This window comes from Colwellia sp. 1_MG-2023 (assembly GCF_030546755.1).
Classification (GTDB): Bacteria; Pseudomonadota; Gammaproteobacteria; order Enterobacterales; family Alteromonadaceae; genus Thalassotalea_H.
The window spans coordinates 1-22,160 of the sequence record NZ_JAUOPE010000005.1; the positions used below are offsets into that span (position 1 = coordinate 1).

Annotated in this window: 17 protein-coding genes, 1 tRNA gene, 1 pseudogene and 1 riboswitch; of the genes and pseudogenes, 10 read left to right on the forward strand and 9 right to left on the reverse strand. The window is 37.9% G+C overall.

Going from position 1 to position 22,160, the window contains the following annotated elements; translation table 11 throughout:
• Positions 1-76, reverse strand: a tRNA-Phe gene (locus tag Q4493_RS07025).
• Between the two features lie 194 nt (positions 77-270).
• Positions 271-382, forward strand: a riboswitch (TPP riboswitch).
• A gap of 93 nt (positions 383-475) precedes the next feature.
• Between Q4493_RS07025 and thiC the strand changes: the two genes are divergently transcribed.
• The 5 genes from thiC (at position 476) to thiE (ending at position 6,194) form a co-directional block, all read left to right on the forward strand.
• Positions 476-2,425, forward strand: coding sequence for a phosphomethylpyrimidine synthase ThiC (gene thiC / locus Q4493_RS07030; protein ID WP_303450800.1), 1,950 nt, complete (start codon positions 476-478; stop codon positions 2,423-2,425).
• A gap of 64 nt (positions 2,426-2,489) precedes the next feature.
• The gene (thiO, locus tag Q4493_RS07035) at positions 2,490-3,584 is read left to right on the forward strand and encodes a glycine oxidase ThiO (protein WP_303450802.1); all 1,095 of its coding nucleotides are present in this window, start codon (positions 2,490-2,492) and stop codon (positions 3,582-3,584) included.
• Positions 3,581-3,811: a sulfur carrier protein ThiS gene (gene thiS, locus Q4493_RS07040; RefSeq protein ID WP_303450805.1), complete on the forward strand. Its 231-nt coding sequence runs from the start codon at positions 3,581-3,583 to the stop codon at positions 3,809-3,811. The genes thiO and thiS overlap by 4 nt, the downstream gene beginning before the upstream one ends.
• A gap of 2 nt (positions 3,812-3,813) precedes the next feature.
• Entirely contained in the window at positions 3,814-4,608 is a 795-nt protein-coding gene (locus Q4493_RS07045; RefSeq protein ID WP_303450807.1) for a thiazole synthase, read from the forward strand.
• Between the two features lie 11 nt (positions 4,609-4,619).
• Positions 4,620-6,194, forward strand: coding sequence for a thiamine phosphate synthase (gene thiE, locus Q4493_RS07050; RefSeq protein WP_303450809.1), 1,575 nt, complete (start codon positions 4,620-4,622; stop codon positions 6,192-6,194).
• A 113-nt stretch (positions 6,195-6,307) separates the two neighbouring features.
• On the opposite strand, the gene Q4493_RS07055 is transcribed toward thiE, so the two are convergent.
• The gene (locus Q4493_RS07055; RefSeq protein WP_303450812.1) at positions 6,308-7,174 is read right to left on the reverse strand and encodes a LysR family transcriptional regulator; all 867 of its coding nucleotides are present in this window, start codon (positions 7,172-7,174) and stop codon (positions 6,308-6,310) included.
• Positions 7,175-7,522: 348 nt separating this feature from the next.
• Here Q4493_RS07055 and Q4493_RS07060 point away from each other — a divergent pair, with 348 nt between their 5' ends.
• The gene (locus tag Q4493_RS07060) at positions 7,523-8,653 is read left to right on the forward strand and encodes an S-(hydroxymethyl)glutathione dehydrogenase/class III alcohol dehydrogenase (protein ID WP_303450815.1); all 1,131 of its coding nucleotides are present in this window, start codon (positions 7,523-7,525) and stop codon (positions 8,651-8,653) included.
• 96 nt (positions 8,654-8,749) lie between these two features.
• On the forward strand, positions 8,750-9,601 hold the full coding sequence (gene fghA / locus Q4493_RS07065) for an S-formylglutathione hydrolase (RefSeq protein WP_303450818.1): 852 nt from the start codon (positions 8,750-8,752) through the stop codon (positions 9,599-9,601).
• 24 nt (positions 9,602-9,625) lie between these two features.
• Here fghA and Q4493_RS07070 read toward each other — a convergent pair whose 3' ends face one another.
• Positions 9,626-10,897, reverse strand: coding sequence for a multifunctional CCA addition/repair protein (locus Q4493_RS07070; protein ID WP_303450821.1), 1,272 nt, complete (start codon positions 10,895-10,897; stop codon positions 9,626-9,628).
• 172 nt (positions 10,898-11,069) lie between these two features.
• Between Q4493_RS07070 and Q4493_RS07075 the strand changes: the two genes are divergently transcribed.
• Positions 11,070-12,746 carry an AAA family ATPase gene (locus tag Q4493_RS07075; RefSeq protein WP_303450824.1) on the forward strand — a complete coding sequence of 559 codons (1,677 nt, stop codon included), beginning with the start codon at positions 11,070-11,072 and terminating at the stop codon, positions 12,744-12,746.
• Positions 12,747-12,779: 33 nt separating this feature from the next.
• On the opposite strand, the gene Q4493_RS07080 is transcribed toward Q4493_RS07075, so the two are convergent.
• The 5 genes from Q4493_RS07080 to leuA form a co-directional block, all read right to left on the reverse strand.
• Positions 12,780-14,015, reverse strand: coding sequence for an HD-GYP domain-containing protein (locus tag Q4493_RS07080; RefSeq protein WP_303450827.1), 1,236 nt, complete (start codon positions 14,013-14,015; stop codon positions 12,780-12,782).
• Positions 14,016-14,343: 328 nt separating this feature from the next.
• Positions 14,344-14,940, reverse strand: coding sequence for a 3-isopropylmalate dehydratase small subunit (leuD, locus tag Q4493_RS07085; protein ID WP_303450829.1), 597 nt, complete (start codon positions 14,938-14,940; stop codon positions 14,344-14,346).
• 12 nt (positions 14,941-14,952) lie between these two features.
• Entirely contained in the window at positions 14,953-16,362 is a 1,410-nt protein-coding gene (leuC, locus tag Q4493_RS07090; RefSeq protein WP_303450831.1) for a 3-isopropylmalate dehydratase large subunit, read from the reverse strand.
• Positions 16,363-16,364: 2 nt separating this feature from the next.
• On the reverse strand, positions 16,365-17,468 hold the full coding sequence (gene leuB, locus Q4493_RS07095) for a 3-isopropylmalate dehydrogenase (protein ID WP_303450833.1): 1,104 nt from the start codon (positions 17,466-17,468) through the stop codon (positions 16,365-16,367).
• A 111-nt stretch (positions 17,469-17,579) separates the two neighbouring features.
• Complete coding sequence (gene leuA / locus Q4493_RS07100) at positions 17,580-19,124, reverse strand: 2-isopropylmalate synthase (protein ID WP_303450837.1); 1,545 nt, start codon at positions 19,122-19,124, stop codon at positions 17,580-17,582.
• Between the two features lie 776 nt (positions 19,125-19,900).
• Between leuA and Q4493_RS07105 the strand changes: the two are divergent.
• Both Q4493_RS07105 and Q4493_RS07110 read left to right on the forward strand, forming a co-directional pair.
• Positions 19,901-20,227 (forward strand): annotated as a pseudogene (locus tag Q4493_RS07105) (DM9 repeat-containing protein); the annotation flags it as partial.
• 69 nt (positions 20,228-20,296) lie between these two features.
• The gene (locus Q4493_RS07110) at positions 20,297-21,343 is read left to right on the forward strand and encodes a CDP-glycerol glycerophosphotransferase family protein (protein WP_303450840.1); all 1,047 of its coding nucleotides are present in this window, start codon (positions 20,297-20,299) and stop codon (positions 21,341-21,343) included.
• Positions 21,344-21,356: 13 nt separating this feature from the next.
• Here the strand turns inward: Q4493_RS07110 and Q4493_RS07115 are convergent, their stop codons facing one another.
• Positions 21,357-22,100, reverse strand: coding sequence for a glycosyltransferase family 25 protein (locus tag Q4493_RS07115; protein WP_303450843.1), 744 nt, complete (start codon positions 22,098-22,100; stop codon positions 21,357-21,359).
• Positions 22,101-22,160 lie beyond the last annotated feature (60 nt).

The following is a 22,160-nucleotide window of genomic DNA, read 5'->3' on the forward strand; positions in this document are numbered from 1 at the left end:
TGGTGCCTCGACCCGGAATCGAACCAGGGACACGAGGATTTTCAATCCTCTGCTCTACCGACTGAGCTATCGAGGCAAATTTAACGGCAAGGAGGATAATGAAAATACGTGCAGATAGCAACTGAAATTTTCTCAAGTTAACTCACGCCTTGAATAAATGACTTTTATTTTGAACAAAATTTATCCTTGAAAGTTAAACACGCCCTAATATATTTTTATTCTTAGCACTTATTCGTAGTTGCGCAACAAATTTGAATCATATAGTATCGACCCGACTTGTCGGAGTGCCATTTACATTTTGTATTGGCTGAGATCGCGAAAGCGGGATCCGTAGAACCTGATTCAGACTAATATCTGCGAAGGAAACAAGGGAATTAACACTAACTATTATTTAGTTAGTTTTACACAGCTCCTGTATATCTACACTCCGTCTTTTGTGCTCAAATTTTTGAGCGAACTTACGAAAGGCTGAACCATGACTAAACTAACTCGCCGCGAACGTCGCGCACAAGCAGAGCAATTTTTAACAAACTGTTCAAATCAACGTTTTCCAAACTCTAAAAAAGTCTACATTGAAGGCAACATGCACTCAATAAATGTTGGGATGCGAGAAATTTCACTCGCCGACTCTTTCGTTGGCGGTACACAAGAAAACCCCATTTTAGAGCCTAATCAACCCATTTGTGTTTACGACACGTCAGGCCCTTATACGGATGAAGATACGCAAATTGACGTACATAAAGGGTTAGCTAAATTACGTGCTAGTTGGATTGAAGCCAGAAATGATACCGAAGTTTTAGAAGGGGCAACCTCGGGATATAGTCAACAACGTTTGGCTGACGAAGGCTTAGATCATATTCGCTTTGAGAATCTTCCTAAGGTTCGCCGAGCATTACCAGGGAAAAATGTCACACAAATGCATTACGCCCGCCAAGGTATTATTACGCCAGAAATGGAATACATTGCTATTCGTGAAAACCTTAAACGACAGCAACTTGATGATGAGATGTTAACCCAACAACATCCGGGCCAAAGCTTTGGCGCTAGCATTCCAAATGAAATCACTGCTGAATTTGTAAGAGATGAAGTCGCCAGAGGGCGCGCCATCATTCCATCAAACATTAATCATCCAGAAGCTGAGCCGATGATCATAGGTCGTAATTTTTTAATTAAAGTAAACGCTAACATTGGTAATTCAGCCGTTACTTCATCGATTGAAGAAGAAGTTGAAAAGCTAGTGTGGTCGACGAAATGGGGCGCTGATACCGTAATGGATTTATCGACTGGTCGATATATTCATGAAACGCGTGAGTGGATCATTCGTAACTCGCCAGTACCCATTGGTACCGTGCCAATTTACCAAGCTTTGGAAAAAGTCAACGGCGTGGCTGAAGACTTAACTTGGGAGATTTTTCGCGATACGTTAATTGAACAAGCTGAGCAAGGGGTTGATTATTTCACGATTCATGCCGGCGTATTACTTAGATATGTGCCAATGACCGCTAAACGAGTCACTGGCATTGTCTCGCGTGGCGGTTCAATCATGGCGAAATGGTGTTTATCCCACCACCAAGAAAATTTTCTCTACACACATTTTGAAGATATTTGTGAAATCTGTAAAAAATACGATGTTTCTTTTTCATTAGGTGATGGTTTAAGGCCAGGTTCAGTCGCTGATGCGAACGATGAAGCACAATTTAGCGAGTTAAAAACCTTAGGTGAATTAACTAAAATTGCTTGGCAGCATGATGTGCAAACTATTATAGAAGGGCCGGGGCATGTGCCATTGCATATGATCAAAGAAAACATGGAGCAACAATTAGAGCATTGCGGTGAAGCGCCATTTTATACTTTGGGGCCATTAACCACAGACATAGCACCGGGTTACGATCATATAACCTCTGGTATTGGTGCCGCTAATATTGGCTGGTACGGTTGTGCCATGTTGTGTTACGTCACGCCAAAAGAACACTTAGGTTTACCCAATAAAGAAGATGTTAAAGAAGGTTTAATTACCTACAAAATTGCGGCACACGCGGGGGATCTGGCGAAAGGACATCCTGGCGCGCAAATTCGAGATAATGCTTTATCTAAAGCCCGTTTTGAATTCCGCTGGCACGATCAATTTAACTTAGGATTAGATCCTGAGCGCGCTCGTGAGTATCACGACGAAACCCTACCGCAAGAATCAGGAAAAGTTGCCCATTTTTGCTCTATGTGCGGGCCTAAGTTTTGTTCAATGAAAATAAGCCAAGAAGTGCGAGATTACGCGGCTGACATTGAAGATCAAGCTATCACGATTAAGTTACTTGATGAAGATATCACAACCAACAATGCCGAGCTTAAGCAAGCTGTGCAGGGTATGGCTGAAAAGTCAGCTGAATTTAAAGGATCAGGTAGTGAAATATATCAGCCAGCGAAATAATTACCGTGGTTATTGAACACGTGAATTTATTCGATGACATGAACATCGGGGAAATAAAACCATCATGAAAATTGCGGTCGTTGGAGCCGGTTTAATGGGACGCCTGATTGCTTTGTCTTTAGCAAGGCAAGGCTATCAAGTGTGTCTGTACGACAAGGATAATAAACAAGCCAAGCAGAGTGCAGCTTATGCTGCCGGTGGTCTATTAACACCTCTTGGCGAGTCAATGAGTTGTGAGCCTAACATAGTTGAAATGGGCTTTACCTCCTTAAAAATGTGGCCTGAATTGTTAGCCACATTAGATGAAAATGTTTATTTTCAGAAACAAGGGGCGATCATGGTCAGCCATGAACAAGACAAAGGTGATTACCAACGTTTTGTTCAGCATATCGAGCGAAATTATGGCCAATGTACTGTAAATGCATTAAACAGACAGCAATTAAACGAGTTAGAGCCTGAGTTAACCCCTCAATTTAACCAAGGTTTATTTCTACCCGATGAAGGGCAAATTGATAATCGAAAGTTATTAACGGCCTTGCAAAAACAGCTGGAGCTAGAACAGGTTAATTGGTTTACTGAGGCTGAAGTCTCACAATTAAAGAATCAAGCGAGTCATTGTCAATTAACCGTATACGGGCAAGTTCAAACCTTTGATTTAGTGATTGACTGTCGAGGGGTTGGAGCTAGAAAAAGCTATGGTGAAAAACAACAAACTTCGTCGCTTCACGATTTACGCGCGGTAAGGGGGGAGTTGTTTCATTTATTTGCCCCTGAGGTGCATTTATCTCGGCCAATAAGATTAATGCATCCAAGGTATCAGCTTTATATCGCGCCTAAGCCAAATCATCTTTATTTGGTTGGCGCCACTGAAATTGAAAGTGATGATTTATCGCCAATGACAGTACGCTCAGCGCTTGAATTACTCAGTGCGGCTTATAGCGTAAATGCCGGATTTGCCGAAGCGAATATTCGTCAACATATCAGTCAATTACGACCTGCTTTTAGCGACAATCAACCAAAATTGTTAGTTAATCAACGCTTGATTCAAGTGAATGGCTTGTATCGCCATGGTTTTCTTATTGCCCCGGTAATGCTGAAAAAAGTGACATTAGCAGTGTCGCAATTAGATCAAAAAGTAGTAACAGGAACATCAATATGAAAGTGCATATCAATGGTGAGGCGCTAATACTCCAAAGCAACGACATTAGTAAAAAATCAAAGGCAAATTTAACTGATGTGCTAGCGCAATATTTAACATCAAGGCAGCAAAAAATGAGTTTTGCTGTTGCCCTCAATAGTGATTTTGTTAGTAAAAGCCAATATTCATCGACGCTATTAAATGATGGCGATTCAATCGACGTACTATTTCCTATCGTTGGAGGCTAGCAATGAGTTTATCCATTTACGGCGAGCAACTGAATAGCCGACTTTTAATTGGCAGCGCGCTTTATCCGTCGCCAGATATTATGAAAAAGGCGATTATCGCTAGTGGCGCTCAAGTAGTGACTTTGTCGCTAAAACGGCAAAATCCACAACAACAATCTGGACAGAAAATTTGGCAATATATTCAAGATATTGTAAAGCAAAATCATGGTTTTTTACTACCTAATACCGCCGGTTGTAAAACAGCGAAAGAAGTAGTGACATTGGCACAAATGAGTCGAGAATTGTTTCAAACTTCTTGGCTAAAACTTGAAGTTATTGGTGATGATTACAATTTACAACCGGATCCCGTTGAGCTATTAAAAGCGGCTGAAATTTTGATCAATGATGGTTTTAAAGTTCTGCCGTATTGTACTGACGACTTAGTTTTATGCCAGCGCCTTTATGATTTAGGTTGTGAAGTTATTATGCCATGGGCGTCTCCCATTGGCACAGGTAAAGGTTTGATGAACCCTTATAACTTAGCAACTATTCGTGCTCGTTTGCCTAAAGCCACATTAATTTTAGATGCCGGTATTGGTAAACCCTCAGATGCTTGTTTAGCGATGGAAATGGGCTATGACGGTATTTTACTTAATAGCGCCGTTGCGTTGGCTGACGATCCCATTTTAATGGCTAAAGCATTTGCTGATGCGCTTTTATCCGGCGAACAAGCCTATCGTGCGGGCATTATGCAACAACGACAAACAGCACAGCCGAGCACACCGACATTAGACACACCTTTTTGGCAACAAAATTAACAGGATCATGAATGAATCAAGTAGAGAGTAAAGCCGTCGTTTGGACAATAGCAGGCAGTGATTGTTCAGGGGGGGCAGGGGCGCAAGCTGATATTAAAACCATGCATAACTTAGGTGTCGATGTTGGCTCAGTGATCACTGCGGTAACTGCTCAAAATAGTTTTGGTGTTGAAGCAATTAATCCATTGTCAGAAAAAGTCATTTTGTCGCAAATAATCGCGTTAGAGCAAGTTAAACCCGCAAACGTTATTAAAATTGGTTTACTTGCCAATAATCAACAAGTTGAATTAGTTGTTGAGCAGATCATTCGCTTCAATCAAGAATGGTCAAATAAACCTTTTATTATTTACGATCCAGTCGCCATTGCCTCAAACGGCTCTGATTTAACCGAAGATGATACGTTGCCGACAATCAAAGAAAAATTATTACCGCTTGTTAACTTACTCACCCCCAACGGTAAAGAAATGCAAAAAATTACGGGTGTATTTGCCTTTTCTTGGGATTGTATGGTGGCAGCGGCACAACGAATCTTAACCCTAGGTGTTAGTGCCACTATTCTCAAAGGTGGCCATCTTGAAATTGCTGAAAATAAGTGTGTTGATTATTGTACAGACGGACACGAAAGTTATTGGTTAACTAGTAATAAAATATCAAGCCAAAACAACCATGGCACAGGCTGTACTTTTGCCTCGGCTATTGCCGCCTTAGTAGCGCAAGATTATGCATTAAAAGACGCATTTATTATTGCTAAAGCTTATCTTAATCAAGGATTAAAGGCTGCCGGGGAGAAAAATAGTAATTTTGGTGCGATATGGCAAGGTCAGTGGCCAAGTAATATCAATGATTACCCTGAGGTATTAGTGAATGGCTCTAATTTGGCGCAATCTATCGAATGGTATGAAGAAAAAAATCTAGAAACAAAAGCCAAAGCAGCGAATTTTGAGTCAGGGTTTGCCCCTCTTGATGCTAAGTCACTAGGATTATATCCTGTGGTAGATTCACTTACATGGCTAAAACGGTTATTAAAATTAGGCGTTAAGCTTATACAATATCGTGAAAAAACACTGACTGGTGAGCCGTTAGCACATGCAATCAAGCAAGCAGTTACTTTGGGCAAACAATATAAAGCCATGCTGTTTATTAATGATTATTGGCAATTAGCGATTAAATATAACGCATATGGCGTGCATTTAGGGCAGGAAGATATTCAAACCGCTGATCTCAAAGCAATTAAACAAACAGGTCTTCGCTTAGGTATAAGTAGCCACGGTCATTTTGAGTTATTGAAGATTAAACAATATCAACCTTCCTATCTTGCTATTGGCGCTATTTTTCCAACAAAAACCAAAGATATGACAGGGCAAATTCAGGGGGTAAAAACGTTATCTGATTTAGTGAAATTAACACCTGAAATACCGACGGTTGCGATTGGCGGTATCAATTTAGCGCGTGCCAAATCCGTGCTAAACACGGGGGTAAGTTCAATTGCTGTGGTTACTGCAATAACTGAAGCCCCAGATCCAGAGCTTGCCGTTAAAAAATTTCAGCAACTGATCAAAGAGAGAAATAATAAAAATAAGCAATAGAAAGAATTATTATTTGATGCTAGCTAACTTAACCGTTAACCGGCCAGAACAATACCTTTGAGGAATACCTTTGAGGAATATCTTTGAGCAATGTTCTTTGATAGGCCTGAATATTAAAGTAATTGTTCGGCTAAGTAATCAACCAACATTCTTATTTTAGGAGATAAGTGTCGATTTTGAGGGTATAGCGCCCATATTCCCTCATCAGGGGCACGGTAATTTTCTAACAAAGGAACCAGTTCACCACTTTTTATATATGGCTGAACATAATAATCGGGTAACTGTACTACGCCTAAATCCTTTAAGGCGGCATCGGTTAAACCATAGCCATTGTTGTAGCGTAATTTACCCGTTACTCTAACGCTTTTTTCCCTTCCTGATTCTTTAAAATGCCAATAATCATTAGTGCCCAATAAACAACTATGATGACTGAGCTCTGATATAGAATGTGGCATACCATATTTTTCTAAATAGCATGGCGAAGCACAAACATAGATTGTTCTTTTACCTAGCTTCTTGGCGATCATTGAAGAATCACTTAATTTGCCCAATCGAATTGCTAAGTCGTAACCGTCTTCAAGTAAATCAACTTGGCGATTACTTAAATAAGCAGACACTTCAACATCTTCATATTGACTAATAAAGTTGTTCACTAGCGGTAATATTTGCTGCTCACCATATGTGACAGGGGCTGTTAATTTAATTTTACCATGAGGTTTTGATTGTAAATTGGTGATAGCTCGCTCGGCTGCGTCTAATCCGTCGAGTACACTGCGACAGTGCTGGTAAAAAACACGACCTTCTTCAGTTAGCGATACCTTTCGTGTTGTCCGATAAAATAATTTGGTATTAAGGCGTTTTTCTAAGGCACTTATTTGACGACTAACTTGCGCTGTAGATATTGCCATCTTTTTAGAGGCCAATGTGAAGCTTTCATTTTCAGCGACAAATACAAATTCGCTAACCCCATCCCACTTCATAATTGTTACCTATGTGTAAAAGTGATTTTATAAATAGCTATATTATCATCCTATATGTATTAGTTATAATCAATTTTATCAAAAGTACTAAGGTACTAATGTCTTAAGAGAAAGTACTAAGGTAGAAAATAACTAAATAATTACCTTAATAATGACAATGCTTCTACATTTATTTATTAAAGCGTTTAGAGATGATCTAAATTTCTCTTTTATTAAGCGTGGCACCTTTTAGTTTATCTCAAGAACGTACAGATTAATGAAGAACAAAGTGATTAACGGTTAACTATTACTACGAACTGAATGAATTACTCTTTACCTAATTATTATTTTTAAAAAGTGAGAATTTGAATGACGGATAAATTTATAAAATCAAAAGCCGCTATTGCTTGGGGCCCTAAACAGCCTTTATCTATTGAAGAAGTTGATGTGATGCTCCCTCGCAAAGGTGAAGTATTAGTTAAAATTATTGCTTCTGGTGTATGTCATACCGATGCATTTACTTTATCTGGCGAGGATCCTGAAGGTATTTTCCCAGTCATACTTGGTCATGAAGGTGGTGGTATTGTCGAACAAGTAGGCGAAGGTGTTACGAGCGTGCAAGTGGGCGATCATGTTATTCCTTTATACACACCTGAATGTGGCGAATGTAAATTTTGCTTATCAGGTAAAACTAACCTTTGTCAGAAAATTCGTGAAACTCAAGGTCAGGGATTAATGCCTGATGGTACAACACGTTTTTATAAAGACGGTCAGCCAATTTTTCATTACATGGGCTGTTCGACATTTTCTGAATATACAGTGTTACCTGAAATATCTTTAGCAAAAGTAAATAAAGAGGCGCCATTAGAAGAGGTGTGTCTATTAGGCTGTGGTGTTACTACGGGCATGGGCGCAGTAATGAATACGGCAAAGGTTGAAGAAGGCGCAACGGTAGCCATTTTTGGTCTTGGCGGTATTGGTCTTTCAGCGGTTATTGGATCAACAATGGCTAAAGCATCACGCATAATTGCCATTGATATTAACGAAAGTAAATTTGAATTGGCGAAAAAATTAGGTGCAACTGATTTTATTAATCCAAAAGATCACGACAAAGCGATACAAGATGTGATTGTTGAATTAACTGACGGTGGTGTTGATTACTCATTTGAGTGTATTGGTAACGTTAACTTAATGCGGTCGGCTTTAGAGTGTTGTCATAAAGGGTGGGGCGAGTCAGTGATAATTGGTGTTGCAGGAGCAGGCCAAGAAATTTCAACTCGACCGTTTCAATTAGTCACGGGCCGTGTCTGGCGTGGTACAGCATTTGGTGGCGTTAAAGGCCGTACAGAATTACCTGATTATGTAGAACGTTACTTAGCGGGCGAGTTCAAGCTCAGTGATTTTATTACGCATACTATGGCACTTGAAGATATCAATGAATCATTTGAATTGATGCACCAAGGGAAAAGTATTCGCTCCGTTATTCACTTTGATAAATAATAACTAAACATTTTACCAGTAATTATTTAACTTTATTAGGCAGTTAGTAGCCTCTTATATCTCGAAAAATAAAGAGGCTACATTCAGGGCTTTATCATGACAACAGATTATTTAATTGAAAATACAAGTGCAAACAAGAGTTTTGGTGGTTGGCACAAACAATATTGCCATCACTCAGAAACCTTAAACACTAAGATGCGATTTGCTATTTACTTACCTCCACAGGTAGCTAAAAACCAAAAAGTTCCGGTTTTATATTGGTTATCGGGACTTACCTGCACCGATGAAAACTTCATGCAAAAAGCAGGAGCACAGCGTATTGCTGCACAATTAGGTATTGCTATTGTGGCTCCAGATACTAGTCCTCGTGGAGAAGGCATAGCCGATGATGATGGTTATGATTTGGGACAAGGGGCAGGTTTTTACGTCAATGCGACTCAAGCACCTTGGAATCGTCACTATCAAATGTATGATTATATCGTGAAAGAATTACCTGAACTTATTGAAGCAACTTTTCCTGTTTCTCAGAAACGTGCAATTAGTGGGCATTCAATGGGAGGTCATGGTGCGCTTATCATTGCTATGCTAAATCCCAACCGTTATTGCTCAATGTCAGCCTTTAGCCCTATTTGTAACCCCATCAATGCACCTTGGGGACAAAAGGCATTTAACGCTTATCTTGGAAAAGACCAATCTACCTGGCGAAACTTCGATGCTAGCGAGCTTATGAGAGAAGCCACACAAATGGTTCCTGCAAAAGTTGACCAAGGTTTATCAGATGACTTTTTAGCTGAGCAATTAAAGCCTGAAACATTAGAAGAGGCCGCAAAAGCTAGTGGTTATCCATTAGAATTAAGTCTTCACGAAGGTTATGATCATAGCTATTATTTTATTGCTAGTTTTATAGAAGATCATTTGCACTTCCATGCCAAACATTTGAATGAATAGTAATATAATATATCTCTAACTGTATCAGATTGAAATTTTTGAGCTGATACAGTTAATAACATTCATTCTCTCGATATCCATTGCTTCTTTAATTGCTTTTCCTTTTAATCCTTGCTTGACGAATTTTTTTGCATTAATTTTTGCACATTCATCTGCTATGTTACGCAGGAAGTTTGATTGTAAGTATGTTTGATTTTCACTAGTCAGTCGCCCTTTAAAGTCAGCTTCACAAACGATTAAAAAGTCTTCAAATTCATCGGGTTTTCGCCATACATCGAGTTTATTAAATAAAGTTAAAATAGTTTGCGGCTTTAATTCAAAAGCTCGATGACTTTGCAAGTGAAATTGGCACACTTTTAGGGCTAATGATTTTACTTTATTAGGCACTTTGAATGTTTGACAAACTTTTTCTATTAAAGGTAAACCACGTTGTTCATGGCCAATATGTTTAGGTAGTGAGTCTTTGCTGGATAAGGTTTTGCCCAGATCATGACAAAGGGTGGCAAAGCGGACTGATATTTTGTCTGATAATGTAACACTTTGCTGTAACACCATCATAGTATGAATACCTGAGCAACCTTTTGGGTGATGATTTGCAGGATGATGATTTACAGGATTAGAGATGCCCCATAATGCATCTAATTCAGGCCACAGTTTTTTTAGCGCGCCACAGTCACGTAAAGTATGAAAAAATACTTCAGGATGAGCTTCTGCCAAGCTGCGAGACATTTCTTGCCAAATGCGTTCACCCGATAAAGTCAGTAACTCATCACCTTCACTTATTGCTTGCATAAGTGCCATGGTTTCAGGGGCAATTGTAAAACCATATTGATGAAACCTAGTTGCGAAGCGGGCTACTCTTAATACCCTTAATGGATCTTCGATAAAGGCGCTTGAGACATGGCGTAATATTCTATTTTCTAAATCTTTTTTACCGCCGTAAGGATCAATAATGTCGCCAGTATCACTTAAAGCCATGGCGTTAATCGTGAGATCTCGACGAAGCAAATCATCTTCCAATGAAACATTTGTATCAGCATTACAAATAAAGCCAGTGTAGCCTCTACCTTGTTTACGCTCAGTTCTAGCTAAGGCGTACTCTTCTTTAGTATCAGGGTGTAAAAATACTGGAAAATCTTTCCCTACTTGTGTAAAACCCAGCGAAAGCATTTCGTCTACTGTGCTGCCTACTACCACCCAGTCATGATCATAAACTTCTCGATTAAGTAGTTGATCACGTACAGCTCCACCAACTAGGTAAATATTAAGGGATGTTAAGTTACTAATTTCAGGCATTATTTTCTATTCATTGTTTAAAAGGAGCATAAAGTCACAGCTATAACCGTCAGTAAATTACTACAACGCGTCAAACTTACCATAAGTTTACCATAGTCGTTCGTGATTTTTTGACTTCTGATAGACGACAAGGTACTTTCTTGAGGTTGTTTTTTATATTTAATGAAGAGTTATGTACACAGCTTATTTTGGTTTAAGTGAAGCGCCATTTACCATCGCCCCTGATCCAGCTTATCTATTTATGAGTGATCGCCATCGTGAAGCACTCGCTCACTTAAGTTATGGTTTAGGCGACAACGGAGGCTTTGTTTTGCTCACGGGCGAAGTGGGGACTGGAAAAACCACCATTAGTCGAACTGTGATGGATAAGTTGCCAGAGAATACGCAAGCCTCATTTATTCTCAATCCAACGTTATCGTGTGAAGAATTACTGGCATGTATTTGCGATAACTTAAAAATTCGTTATAAAAAAACCGGAGCTACCCTTAAATATTTAACTGATAAAATTCAAACTAAGCTGCAAAAAAATCACCAAGAAAATATCAATACTTTATTGATTATAGACGAAGCTCAACACCTTAAACCTGAAGTGCTTGAACAATTACGTTTGTTGACAAATTTAGAGACAAATACCAAAAAACTATTACAGGTGATATTAATAGGTCAGCCTGAATTACAGCAACTATTACAGCGTAGAGATTTAAGACAATTAGCGCAACGAATCACCGCACGCTATCATTTATTACCGTTAACAAAACAGGAATTGAGCCAATATATTCAACATCGATTATCTGTCGCTCACTGTACAAGAGCTTTATTTAATAAAGCGGCGATATCTGCTTTACACAAAATATCTAATGGTATTCCTCGAGTAATAAACTTGTTATGTGAGCGGGCTTTAGTGATTGCCTACAGTAAAAACGATGCGGTTATCGGACGCTCTATTATTCAACAAGCCGCTGTTGAAGCTCTGGGAGATCACCAAATAAAAGCGCCAGTTTGGCATTTACCGATGAAAATTGCCTCGTTGATATTGTTAGTTGGTATGGTTGGTTATCTCGGGTATTGGTTTGGTACGGATAAAATATCGACAACCGATGTTGTGCTAAGCACTGTAGCTGATAGCCCAAAAAACAATGACGCTAATCAAACGATTGTTGAAAATCAACTAAATACTAACGTGGCTACAGATACTCAGCAAACAGCTACTTCTACTGTAAATAAAGCACAACCCAATCAACTTGCTCCTCATCTTAATCTAGATAGTCCTACGATTAATCAGTCTAATAACGAAGTCGTTAATGCTGATACTGAACAATTAATAACGGACGATGCTGCTTTAGCTGCAAATATCGAACAACACGCAAAACCTAGGGTGTTAGGATACCAGCCTGAAAAAGTAACGCTAACGCATGATAATAAAGTTATCACAAATGAGCAGTTTGATATTGTTGCTGAACCGGGGGTTTCTGAGGATGTTCTTACCCGCTTTAAAGCAGCTATTGATGAAACAAAACCAACAAATATCATAGAGAATCAACAAAACGTATCAAACCAAAATGATCATGGGTATGCAAATACTAATGACGAGATCATTGATGATGATGTTCAGCAATATCGCGCCGTTCATCAATTGCCTGTGAGATTACAAGAATCGTTACCTTCGTTACAATTTGACATGCATATCTTTGCCACTGAAGGTCAGGGATGGGTTCGCGTCAATGGTAAAGATCGCCGCGAAGGTGAGCAAATTGCTCAAGGAGTGGTACTGACTAAAATTTTCCCTCAACAAGTTTTATTAAGTTATCAACAAGAGCAGTTTACTATGCCAGCGTTATCTAGTTGGTAGAATTATTTTTATTTGGTTGTTGAACTTTGTCAGTTAGTTAATAAAAGCTGCTTTAAAAAAGCCTAATAAATTGATATTAAATTCTTCCGGTTTAATACAACGATCAATTTGGTCTTTATATTTTGATTCACTTAAGTTTATTTCTTGAATAGGGATTGCTTGGTTCATTCTCGTGTTATAAAAAACTCGTACAAAAGGGTGTAATGGTTTTTTCTTGTTTAATTTACTGATCAAGCCTAATTTCCCACTATTTAGTTTAACTAAGGTACCTACAGGGTAAACACCTAAGCATTGAATAAACTTTTCAACAAGTTCTTCATCATAAACATCAGGTGACTCAGCGATCAATGCTTTAAATGCGTTAATTGGATGTACGCTGCTTTTGTAAGGTCGACTAGAGGTCATAGAATCATAAGCATTTACTATAGCGATCATTCGGCCATATTTAGATATTTGATCGCCTTTTAATTGGTTAGGGTAACCGGAGCCATCAATTCGCTCATGATGTTCTTTAACCATTTTAATCGCAATATAAGAAATACTTGGCGATTCCTCTAAAAGCTTAATACCTAAAGCGACATGACTTTTCATGATGTTATTTTCTTTTTCAGTGAGGACAGTTTTTTTATTGAGTATTTCTTTAGGAATTAACACTATGCCAATGTCATGTAAAAAAGCACCAAGGGTAAGTTCTTGAATAATACGTTTATCTATATTTAAATGTTTTGCAAATACTGACATCAATATAGCAACATTTAATGAATGCTCTGTGAGTTGTTTATCTTTAGTTTGTAGTCGCGACAGGCAGGTGAGCGCATCTTGATTTCTAAAAATAGAATCAACCATTGCATCTGTGGTGCTTTGTATATCTTCTGCAGGTAAAGACTTTTCTTGTTTGATTTGATTCAGAATTTTGCTTTGTAAATCTTTGGCACTTTTATAAAGGTGATTGGCTTTTTTGAGTTCGCTGTCTAACGATATTGGCAAGGCTTTATTGTTTGCCGATTGCTTGTTGCCATTAATCGTTTCAATATTAGGCAAAACACTTGCTAAGTTAACGGTTTGTTGTTGTTTTTCAGGTATAATCACCAGAGTCGTTACTCTAGCATTTTGTAGTTGAGTAATTTGTTCCTCGCAAGAAATATAACCTTCAGATTTAATGCTAAGATTTGAGCTGTCCGAAAATGATTTTATATACATGCCGACTTTAAGTTGTTCAATACTGATCACTTTGGAAGCTTCGGTTAAATTATTCTCTTTTTTTGTCATAATTTATTTTAATTTTGAAATGTACATTAGCCTAAAAACGCTACGAACGTATACGAAATCTGGCGCTATTCATCAGGATATTTAGGTAAGTTAAAATCTTCTTAATAATTGTTTTACTTGCAATCTATGCAATAGCTAAATTATTGAAGAATCTCGCTGATAAATTTTAACTGTTGACATAATTATAGAACAAAAAAACACGAATATTGATAACACAGTGTTCGAATGTTATTTGTGATAAATATTTATAGAAGGAGGGAGAAATACCCTGATAAGCATATATCAGGGTAGGTATGTAAGATTCGTTAAAAAGCGGTATATATGAATCTTATTGCCATATCGGCATTTTTGCTTCAAACGCTTTAATAGCATCAATTTTTTTCAGGGTCCAACCAACACTATCAATGCCTTCTTCCAAGCAATATTGATGAAATTTATCCAACGAAAATTGATAGCTTTTGCTTGAGCCAGTAATTTGATTTTTTTCTAAATCAATCGTTAAGTTCACTTCGCCGTTTTCGCAGTCAGCAAAAAGTTCATTGATTTCATCATCAGATAATTTAATTGGTAATAAACCGATATTGATACAATTACCATAGAAAATATCGGCAAAGCTTGGCGCAATAATAACTTTAAAGCCGTATTCCTCTAACGCCCATGGGGCATGCTCTCTACTTGAACCACAACCAAAATTTTCACGTGTTAATAAAATACTTGCCCCTTGGTATTGAGGCGCATTTAAAATGAACTCTGGATTGTCTTGATGCCCTGAAGCATCTAAGTAGCGCCAATCATGAAATAAATGTTTGCCAAAACCAATACGCTCCGTTTTTTGTAAAAACTGTTTTGGGATGATCTGATCAGTATCAACATTTGATGCATCTAAAGGAACGACTAAACCTGAATGTGTTGTAAATTTTTCCATTATTATTGCTCCTTAAGCATTTAAATCAACAAAATGACCAGCGATAGCCGATGCCGCAGCAAGCTCTGGGCTTACTAAGTGAGTACGACTGCCTCGACCTTGGCGACCTTCAAAGTTACGATTACTCGTTGATGCACAACGGTCACCTTCGGACAAAACATCGTCATTCATGCCTAAACACATTGAACAGCCCGGTAAACGCCATTCAAAACCAGCATCAATAAATATTTTTGATAAACCTTCTGCTTCTGCTTGTTCTTTAACGCGATAAGAGCCCGGTACTACAATCGCATTGACCTTGCTTGATACTTTCTCACCATTGGCCGTAAAACGCTTCACCGTGTTTGCTGCTGCGCGCAAGTCTTCAATGCGTGAATTAGTGCAAGAGCCGATAAAGACATTATTAATTTCAATATCGGTGATTTTAGTGCCTGCTTCTAAGCCCATATAGACTAGCGCTGCGGCACAAGAATCTTTTTCTACTGGATCGGTAAAGTCATCAGGAGAAGGGACGACGCCGTCTACTGAAGTTACTTGTCCAGGCGTTGTGCCCCAAGTAATTTGCGCTTTTATGTCTTCAGCTTTTAACGTTAATACCGTATCAAATTGTGCGCCATCGTCAGTTTTTAATGTTTTCCAATCTGCAACCGCTTGTTGCCAAACTTCACCTTTTGGTGCGTACTCTTTGCCTTCTAAGTAATCAAAAGTGCTTTGATCCGGAGCAATTAAACCGGCTTTTGCGCCAAATTCAATACTCATGTTACAAACGGTCATACGTTCTTCCATGGTTAATGCTTCAATTGCACTACCACAATATTCGACAACATAACCTGTCGCGCCGGCACTACCTGTTTTACCAATGATAGCTAAGATAATATCTTTCGCGCTGATCCCTTCACCAACTTGACCATTTACTTCAATTTTCATGGTTTTGGCTTTTGTTTGACGTAAGGTTTGCGTCGCAAAAACATGTTCTACTTCTGAAGTACCAATGCCGAATGCTAACGCGCCAAAAGCGCCATGGGTTGCAGTATGAGAGTCGCCACACACGATAATAGTGCCTGGTAACGTTAAGCCAAGCTCAGGACCCATAACATGGACGATACCTTGGTTTTTATGACCCATACCAAATAATTCAATGCCAAATTCTTTACAGTTCTTCTCTAACGTGCGTAATTGGTTCGCTGCACCTTCGCCTGCGGCATCAATTTCAATAGAGCGGGTTGAAATATTATGGTCCATGGTCGCAATAGTTCGCTCTGGGTGGCGAATAGGGCGGTTATGAAACTTTAAATTAGCAAAAGCTTGTGGTGAAGTTACTTCATGTATCAAATGGCGATCAACATAAAGTAATGGCGTTTCACCGGCTTTTTCTTCAACTAAGTGTTGTTGCCATAATTTTTCATATAAAGTTGTTGCCATTATTATGCTCCTTTTATGTTTATTGCATTGATTTGAGCGCAGATATAATCACCTACTTCGCTAGTGGATTTAGCATTATTTCTTTTCTCAGCAGGGAGTAAATCAGCGGTTAAAATGCCGTTATCTAATGCGCTGCCAACAGCGTCTTCGATTGCTTTGGCTGCGTCGTCTTGATTTAAACTATAACGAAGCATTAGGGCCGCGGATAAAATTTGTGCGATTGGGTTTGCAATGCCTTGACCAGCAATGTCTGGCGCGCTGCCACCGGCAGGTTCGTACATGCCAAAACCTTCACTGTTTAAGCTAGCTGAAGGTAATAAGCCCATTGAACCTGTGATCATTGCACAAATATCAGACAAAATATCACCGAATAAGTTTGGACATAGCATAACGTCAAATTGATTAGGATCACGCACTAATTGCATGGCAGCGTTATCGACATAAAGATGCTCAAGCGTAACATCAGGGTAGTCAACCGCGACTTCTTCGACCACTTGACGCCATAATTGACTCGTTGCTAATACGTTAGCTTTATCAACAGAAGTGACTTTGTTATTGCGTTTTTGTGCCGCTTGGAAAGCTAAATGAGCGATTCGCTTAATTTCACGGCGTGAATAAAACATTGAATCAAAACCGGTTTCTTCTTCACCTTCACCTTTACGACCTTTTGGCTCGCCAAAATAAATATCGCCGGTTAATTCTCTGATCACTAACACATCAAAACCTTGTGCAGAAATATCGCTTCTTAAGGTAGATAATGAAGATAAAGCTGGCTGTAAAGTGGCAGGGCGCATATTACAGAATAAGTCAAAATGACCGCGTAACCCTAAAAGAGCGCAACGTTCTGGTTGTTCTGTTGGTGGTAAGTTTGCCCACTTTGGGCCACCGACCGAACCAAATAAAATAGCATCTGCAGCCTGACAACCTTTCATAGTTACTTCAGGTAAAGCGTTGCCATGAATATCAATCGCGGCGCCACCTACGTCATAATCTTGGGTATTAAGGGTGAATTGAAATTTATCTGCAACTGCGGCTAAAACTTTTTTTGCTTCAACCATTACTTCTGGGCCGATACCGTCACCGGCTAATACTGCTATGTTTGACATTTTAAAACCTATTTCGTAAACGTTATATTTTGTTCGTTATCATAAAATCAACAATAGTTAATTGGTATGACGTGCTACTAATTGCCTAGCGATAATTTTATCGCTGCTTAGTTATTTCTTACTATCTTGTTTAATCGCCGCAATTTTTTGTGCGCGATGAATACTATTAAGCGTATGAATAAGTGCTTGACCAGATGCTTCTATAACATCGGTTGCTAAGCCATAACCATGGAAGTTTCTTCCTTGCCAGGTCACCACTAAATCAGCCTTGCCTAAGCCGTCTTCACCTTCACCTTTGTTTGATATTTTGTAGTCGGCTACTTCGAAATCAATATCAACGGCTTTCTTGATTGCTCGATATAAACAATCGACTGGACCATTACCGGTTTCTGACACTATTTGACTATTTTCGCCAGACAGTAATTTAATACTCGCTGTTGCAAAATCACCACCACCACATTGCACATTTAAAGTATCTAAATGGTAATAATCTTTGGCGTCTTGTTGCTGAAGATTAAAATGTAATGCTTCTAAATCATCATCAAAAACTTGGCCTTTTTTGTCAGCTAATTCTAGAAAATCAGTATATAACTCTTCTAAATTAAACTCGTTTTCTTGATAGCCTAAACTTTCCATTCGATGTTTAATGACGTGGCGACCACTACGCGAGGTTAAGTTTAATTTTGTTTTAGCAATACCGACACTTTCAGGTGTCATTATTTCGTAGGTGTTGCTTGCTTTTAACATGCCGTCTTGATGAATACCTGACGAATGACTAAAGGCGTTTCCGCCAACAATCGCTTTATTTAACTGCACTGGCATATTACATAAATCACTGACTAGTTTTGACGTACGGGCAATTTCTTGGTGATTAATATTGGTTTTCACGCCTAAAAATTCGTGACGAGTTTTCATGATCATGGCAACTTCTTCTAAAGAACAGTTACCAGCACGTTCGCCAATACCATTAATCGTGCACTCTATTTGACGAGCTCCAGCTTGTACCGCCGACATTGAGTTTGCTACCGCTAAACCTAAATCGTTATGACAATGCACAGAAATAATCGCTTGATCGATATTCGGTACGCGATTGAATAAATTAGTGATTATACCGCCAAACTCGTTAGGGATAGTGTAACCAACGGTATCTGGAATATTCACCGTAGTTGCCCCTGCTTTGATGGCATTTTCCACCATGCGACATAAGTTATCGATAGGTGTACGTCCTGCATCTTCACAAGAAAACTCAACATCATCGGTAAATTTTCGGGCAAATTTAACTGCGTTAATCGCCATTGCTTCGACATCAGAAAAGTCTTTTTTCAATTTTTGTTGAACATGAACATCTGACGTTGAAATAAAGGTATGAATTCTGAAATGATCTGCAACTTTTAATGCATCGGCACAGGCTTGAATATCCCCTTCAACGGCTCTTGCTAATGCACAAACACGAGAGTTCTTCACGGTTTGGGCAATTTTTTGCACGGATTCAAAATCACCAGGAGAAGAAACCGGAAAACCAACTTCCATTACATCAACACCTAAGCGTTCAATAGCAAGTGCGATTTGTAGTTTTTCATGCACTGAAAGACTTGCGTTTAACGCCTGTTCACCATCTCGTAATGTAGTGTCAAAAATAACGACTTGGTTATCCATAATTGCTTCCTTTAATAATATTAATAACTACTTTATGCCAAAAAAATTATAAATTACGGGCATAAAAAAACCCGCGAAATTTGGCGCGGGTTTTAATTGTTTTATCTGATTTAATTCAATAAAAAACTATCCGCGCATACTTAATGCGAGGAGGAGGTTAGTACGAATTGTAGAAATTAAATGCAACATATTTAGTTTAACTGTTTTGTTATTACTCAGCCTAATAATTTATTAAAAGGGCTGATAAATGAGTTAGTGGTGTATTAATAACGTATTTACTCAGTTTTTGTCAATAATAAATTAGTTATAACTTAGTTAGTTTTTACCTGTTACTTTAAAATAAATTTGTAGAACTGATTAAATTAGATTTGATGATAATACTATACGACGAAAAGTTTACTAGATATGTTTTTGTATTTACTATATGGTCTACCAGTCGAATATATTTCGATAAATTAATGGACATGGATGACCATTATATTTAAGTAATTTACTTTTAATGTATTTGTGAACCGTGTTTTTTATTCTAATTAAATGGAATTTTATAAATTAATTTGAAGAAACAAATTTTACTTATATCTTTAATACTTTCACCTTTAACTGTTTATGCGGCAGGACCTACTAATTTAACACCAGTAGATGGGACATACATTTCAATGTCTCGGACTAAGTTTAACTCTGAAAATTGGCACACTTCAGCAATACATGCAGGTGCTGAAAATAACTAAGCTGTTTATTTATGCGCAGGAAATGGATCAGCTGAAACTCCGGGGAAATTAATTAACGGTAATTGTTATTATGCAAATAATGGCGATGAGCATAAAAACACCACCTATTATATGTTAGTTGATGAAAAAGCTCAGTTTCAAAGTATCTATAAATGGAAAAAAGCTAGCACACTGACTTCAGGGGCAGAAGCTGTAACTTCTAGAGATTGGGATGCAGGGGATTACATTTATCATTGTGTAGCCTCTCCTTATAATTCACCTAATCAATATGCAGGAAAGTACTTGCCGGGGACTGGTAAATGTTATTGGTCTTATTATGGAGATGAAAAGTCTACTTCTGATGCTAATACGTTTAGTATTTTAGTACCTCGTTAATGCTCTAATGTGAAAATATAAGGGTTATATGGTATAACCCTTTTTATGACCTTGTATTAACAGTAAATTATGTCTTCTAAGCATTACCTTTTTTATATATCTCAAAACTATAGCTTTGCAATACTTCGACCTCTTCAACAGATCATCCTAGATAGAGATGACAAAGTGGCTTGGTTTTTAGAAGGTAAACAAGTAGATGAAGAATACCTTACAGAAAAAGAAATTCAGCTTCATTCGATAGAAGCAATACAACAATTTAATCCGCATGCTGTATTTATACCGGGCAACGTAATACCAAATTTCATACCGGGAATTAAAGTAGGTGTTTTTCATGGTTTTAATTCAGGTAAAGTAAATCGCCGAGGATTTGAAGATCATTTTAATATTAGAGGTTGTTTTGATTTATATTGCACACAAGGGCCAAACACAACGAAAAAATTTAATTTATTAGCAGCTAAACATCAGCATTTTTCAGTAAGAGAAACAGGGTGGCCAGCCATTGACCCTTTGTACGAACCCAAAAATAAAGCAAAAGGAACTACGCCAACGGTATTGATGTGTTCGACATTTTCTAAAGATTTAACATGCGCACCACATTTATTTGAAACTGTGAAAAAATTGGCGACTTCTGGAAAGTGGAATTGGTTAATTCAATTTCATCCCAAGATGAATAAGGATATTGTTGAACAATATAAAACACTAGAAAGTGAACATTTATCCTTTATTGAAACCGATAATATTATTCCATTATTACAAAAGTCAGATGTAATGGTATGTGATACGTCTTCAGTACTGATAATGTTTCTATTATTAAATAAGCCAGTCGTTACATTTAAAAATATATCTCCTAAACCTTATTTAATAGATATAAACGATCCAAATAGGCTTGAAGAAAGTATTGAGTTTGCTTTATCAAAGCCAATTGATTTAATGAGTAAAATAGGGGCATTTATTAAAGATACACATCCATATCAAGATGGTAAGTCTTCGCAGCGAGTCTTAGATGCAGTAGATGAGATGTTGGCAGGAAATAATGTACCAGCTAAAAGAAAACCGTTAAATTTCTTGAGAAAATTTAAAATGAGAAAGCAATTGAATTACTGGAAGTTTTGGTAATTTAACTTGTGACTTAAAGTTCACCAGAAATATAATTTTTTCTATGCCACCATAAATGAATACGGTATTTAATATTTCTAATAAAACTGGTACTTTTTTTACCATGAAAGCCACCATTTAAGGTAACTATATTACTGATCATATTTTTATTTTCAGTGATAGGATACGGACGCAAACCGAACACTGACAAATTAAGCTCACGACAAAATTGCATATCAATATCAACAGGTCGATAAAACTTTTCTCTCGATAATAGCTTTTTTGCGCCTGCAAGGCTTAAGGTATAACCCGTTGCACAATTAGGGATTTTGGTGAAATTAATTAATTCAAATTTATCGTTGAGCTGTTTTTTATACCTTGGCTGATGATCTCTGTTGTCTGCAAGTTTGATCAAATCATATTGCTTAAAGGTGTTGCTATGCTTAAAAATATCGGTGAACGTGGGATTTAATAGCATATCGTCTTCTAGTATTACCGCATACGCTATGTTCTCGGCAACCATTTTTCGCCAAACATTTTTGTGGCTCATGTAACAACCAATTTCGCCCAAACTTAAACCGGCTCTAAAATAGTGCTTATTAAGGGCGGAAGAATAAACTTGGCTGATCTCAGCCTCAGATAAATCTATTCCTTTAACTGCGGAAATACGGGTGTAATCAATATTCAAATTCATTAATTGTTCATGCATATTCGCCATTCTATCTTGAGCGCAATCTAGATTGATTATATAGACAGGACAAGAGGTATTTATATGCATAGTAGGGGCTTATTAATTATCAAAATGAACGTATATATTAAAATAAGGTATCACAGTATT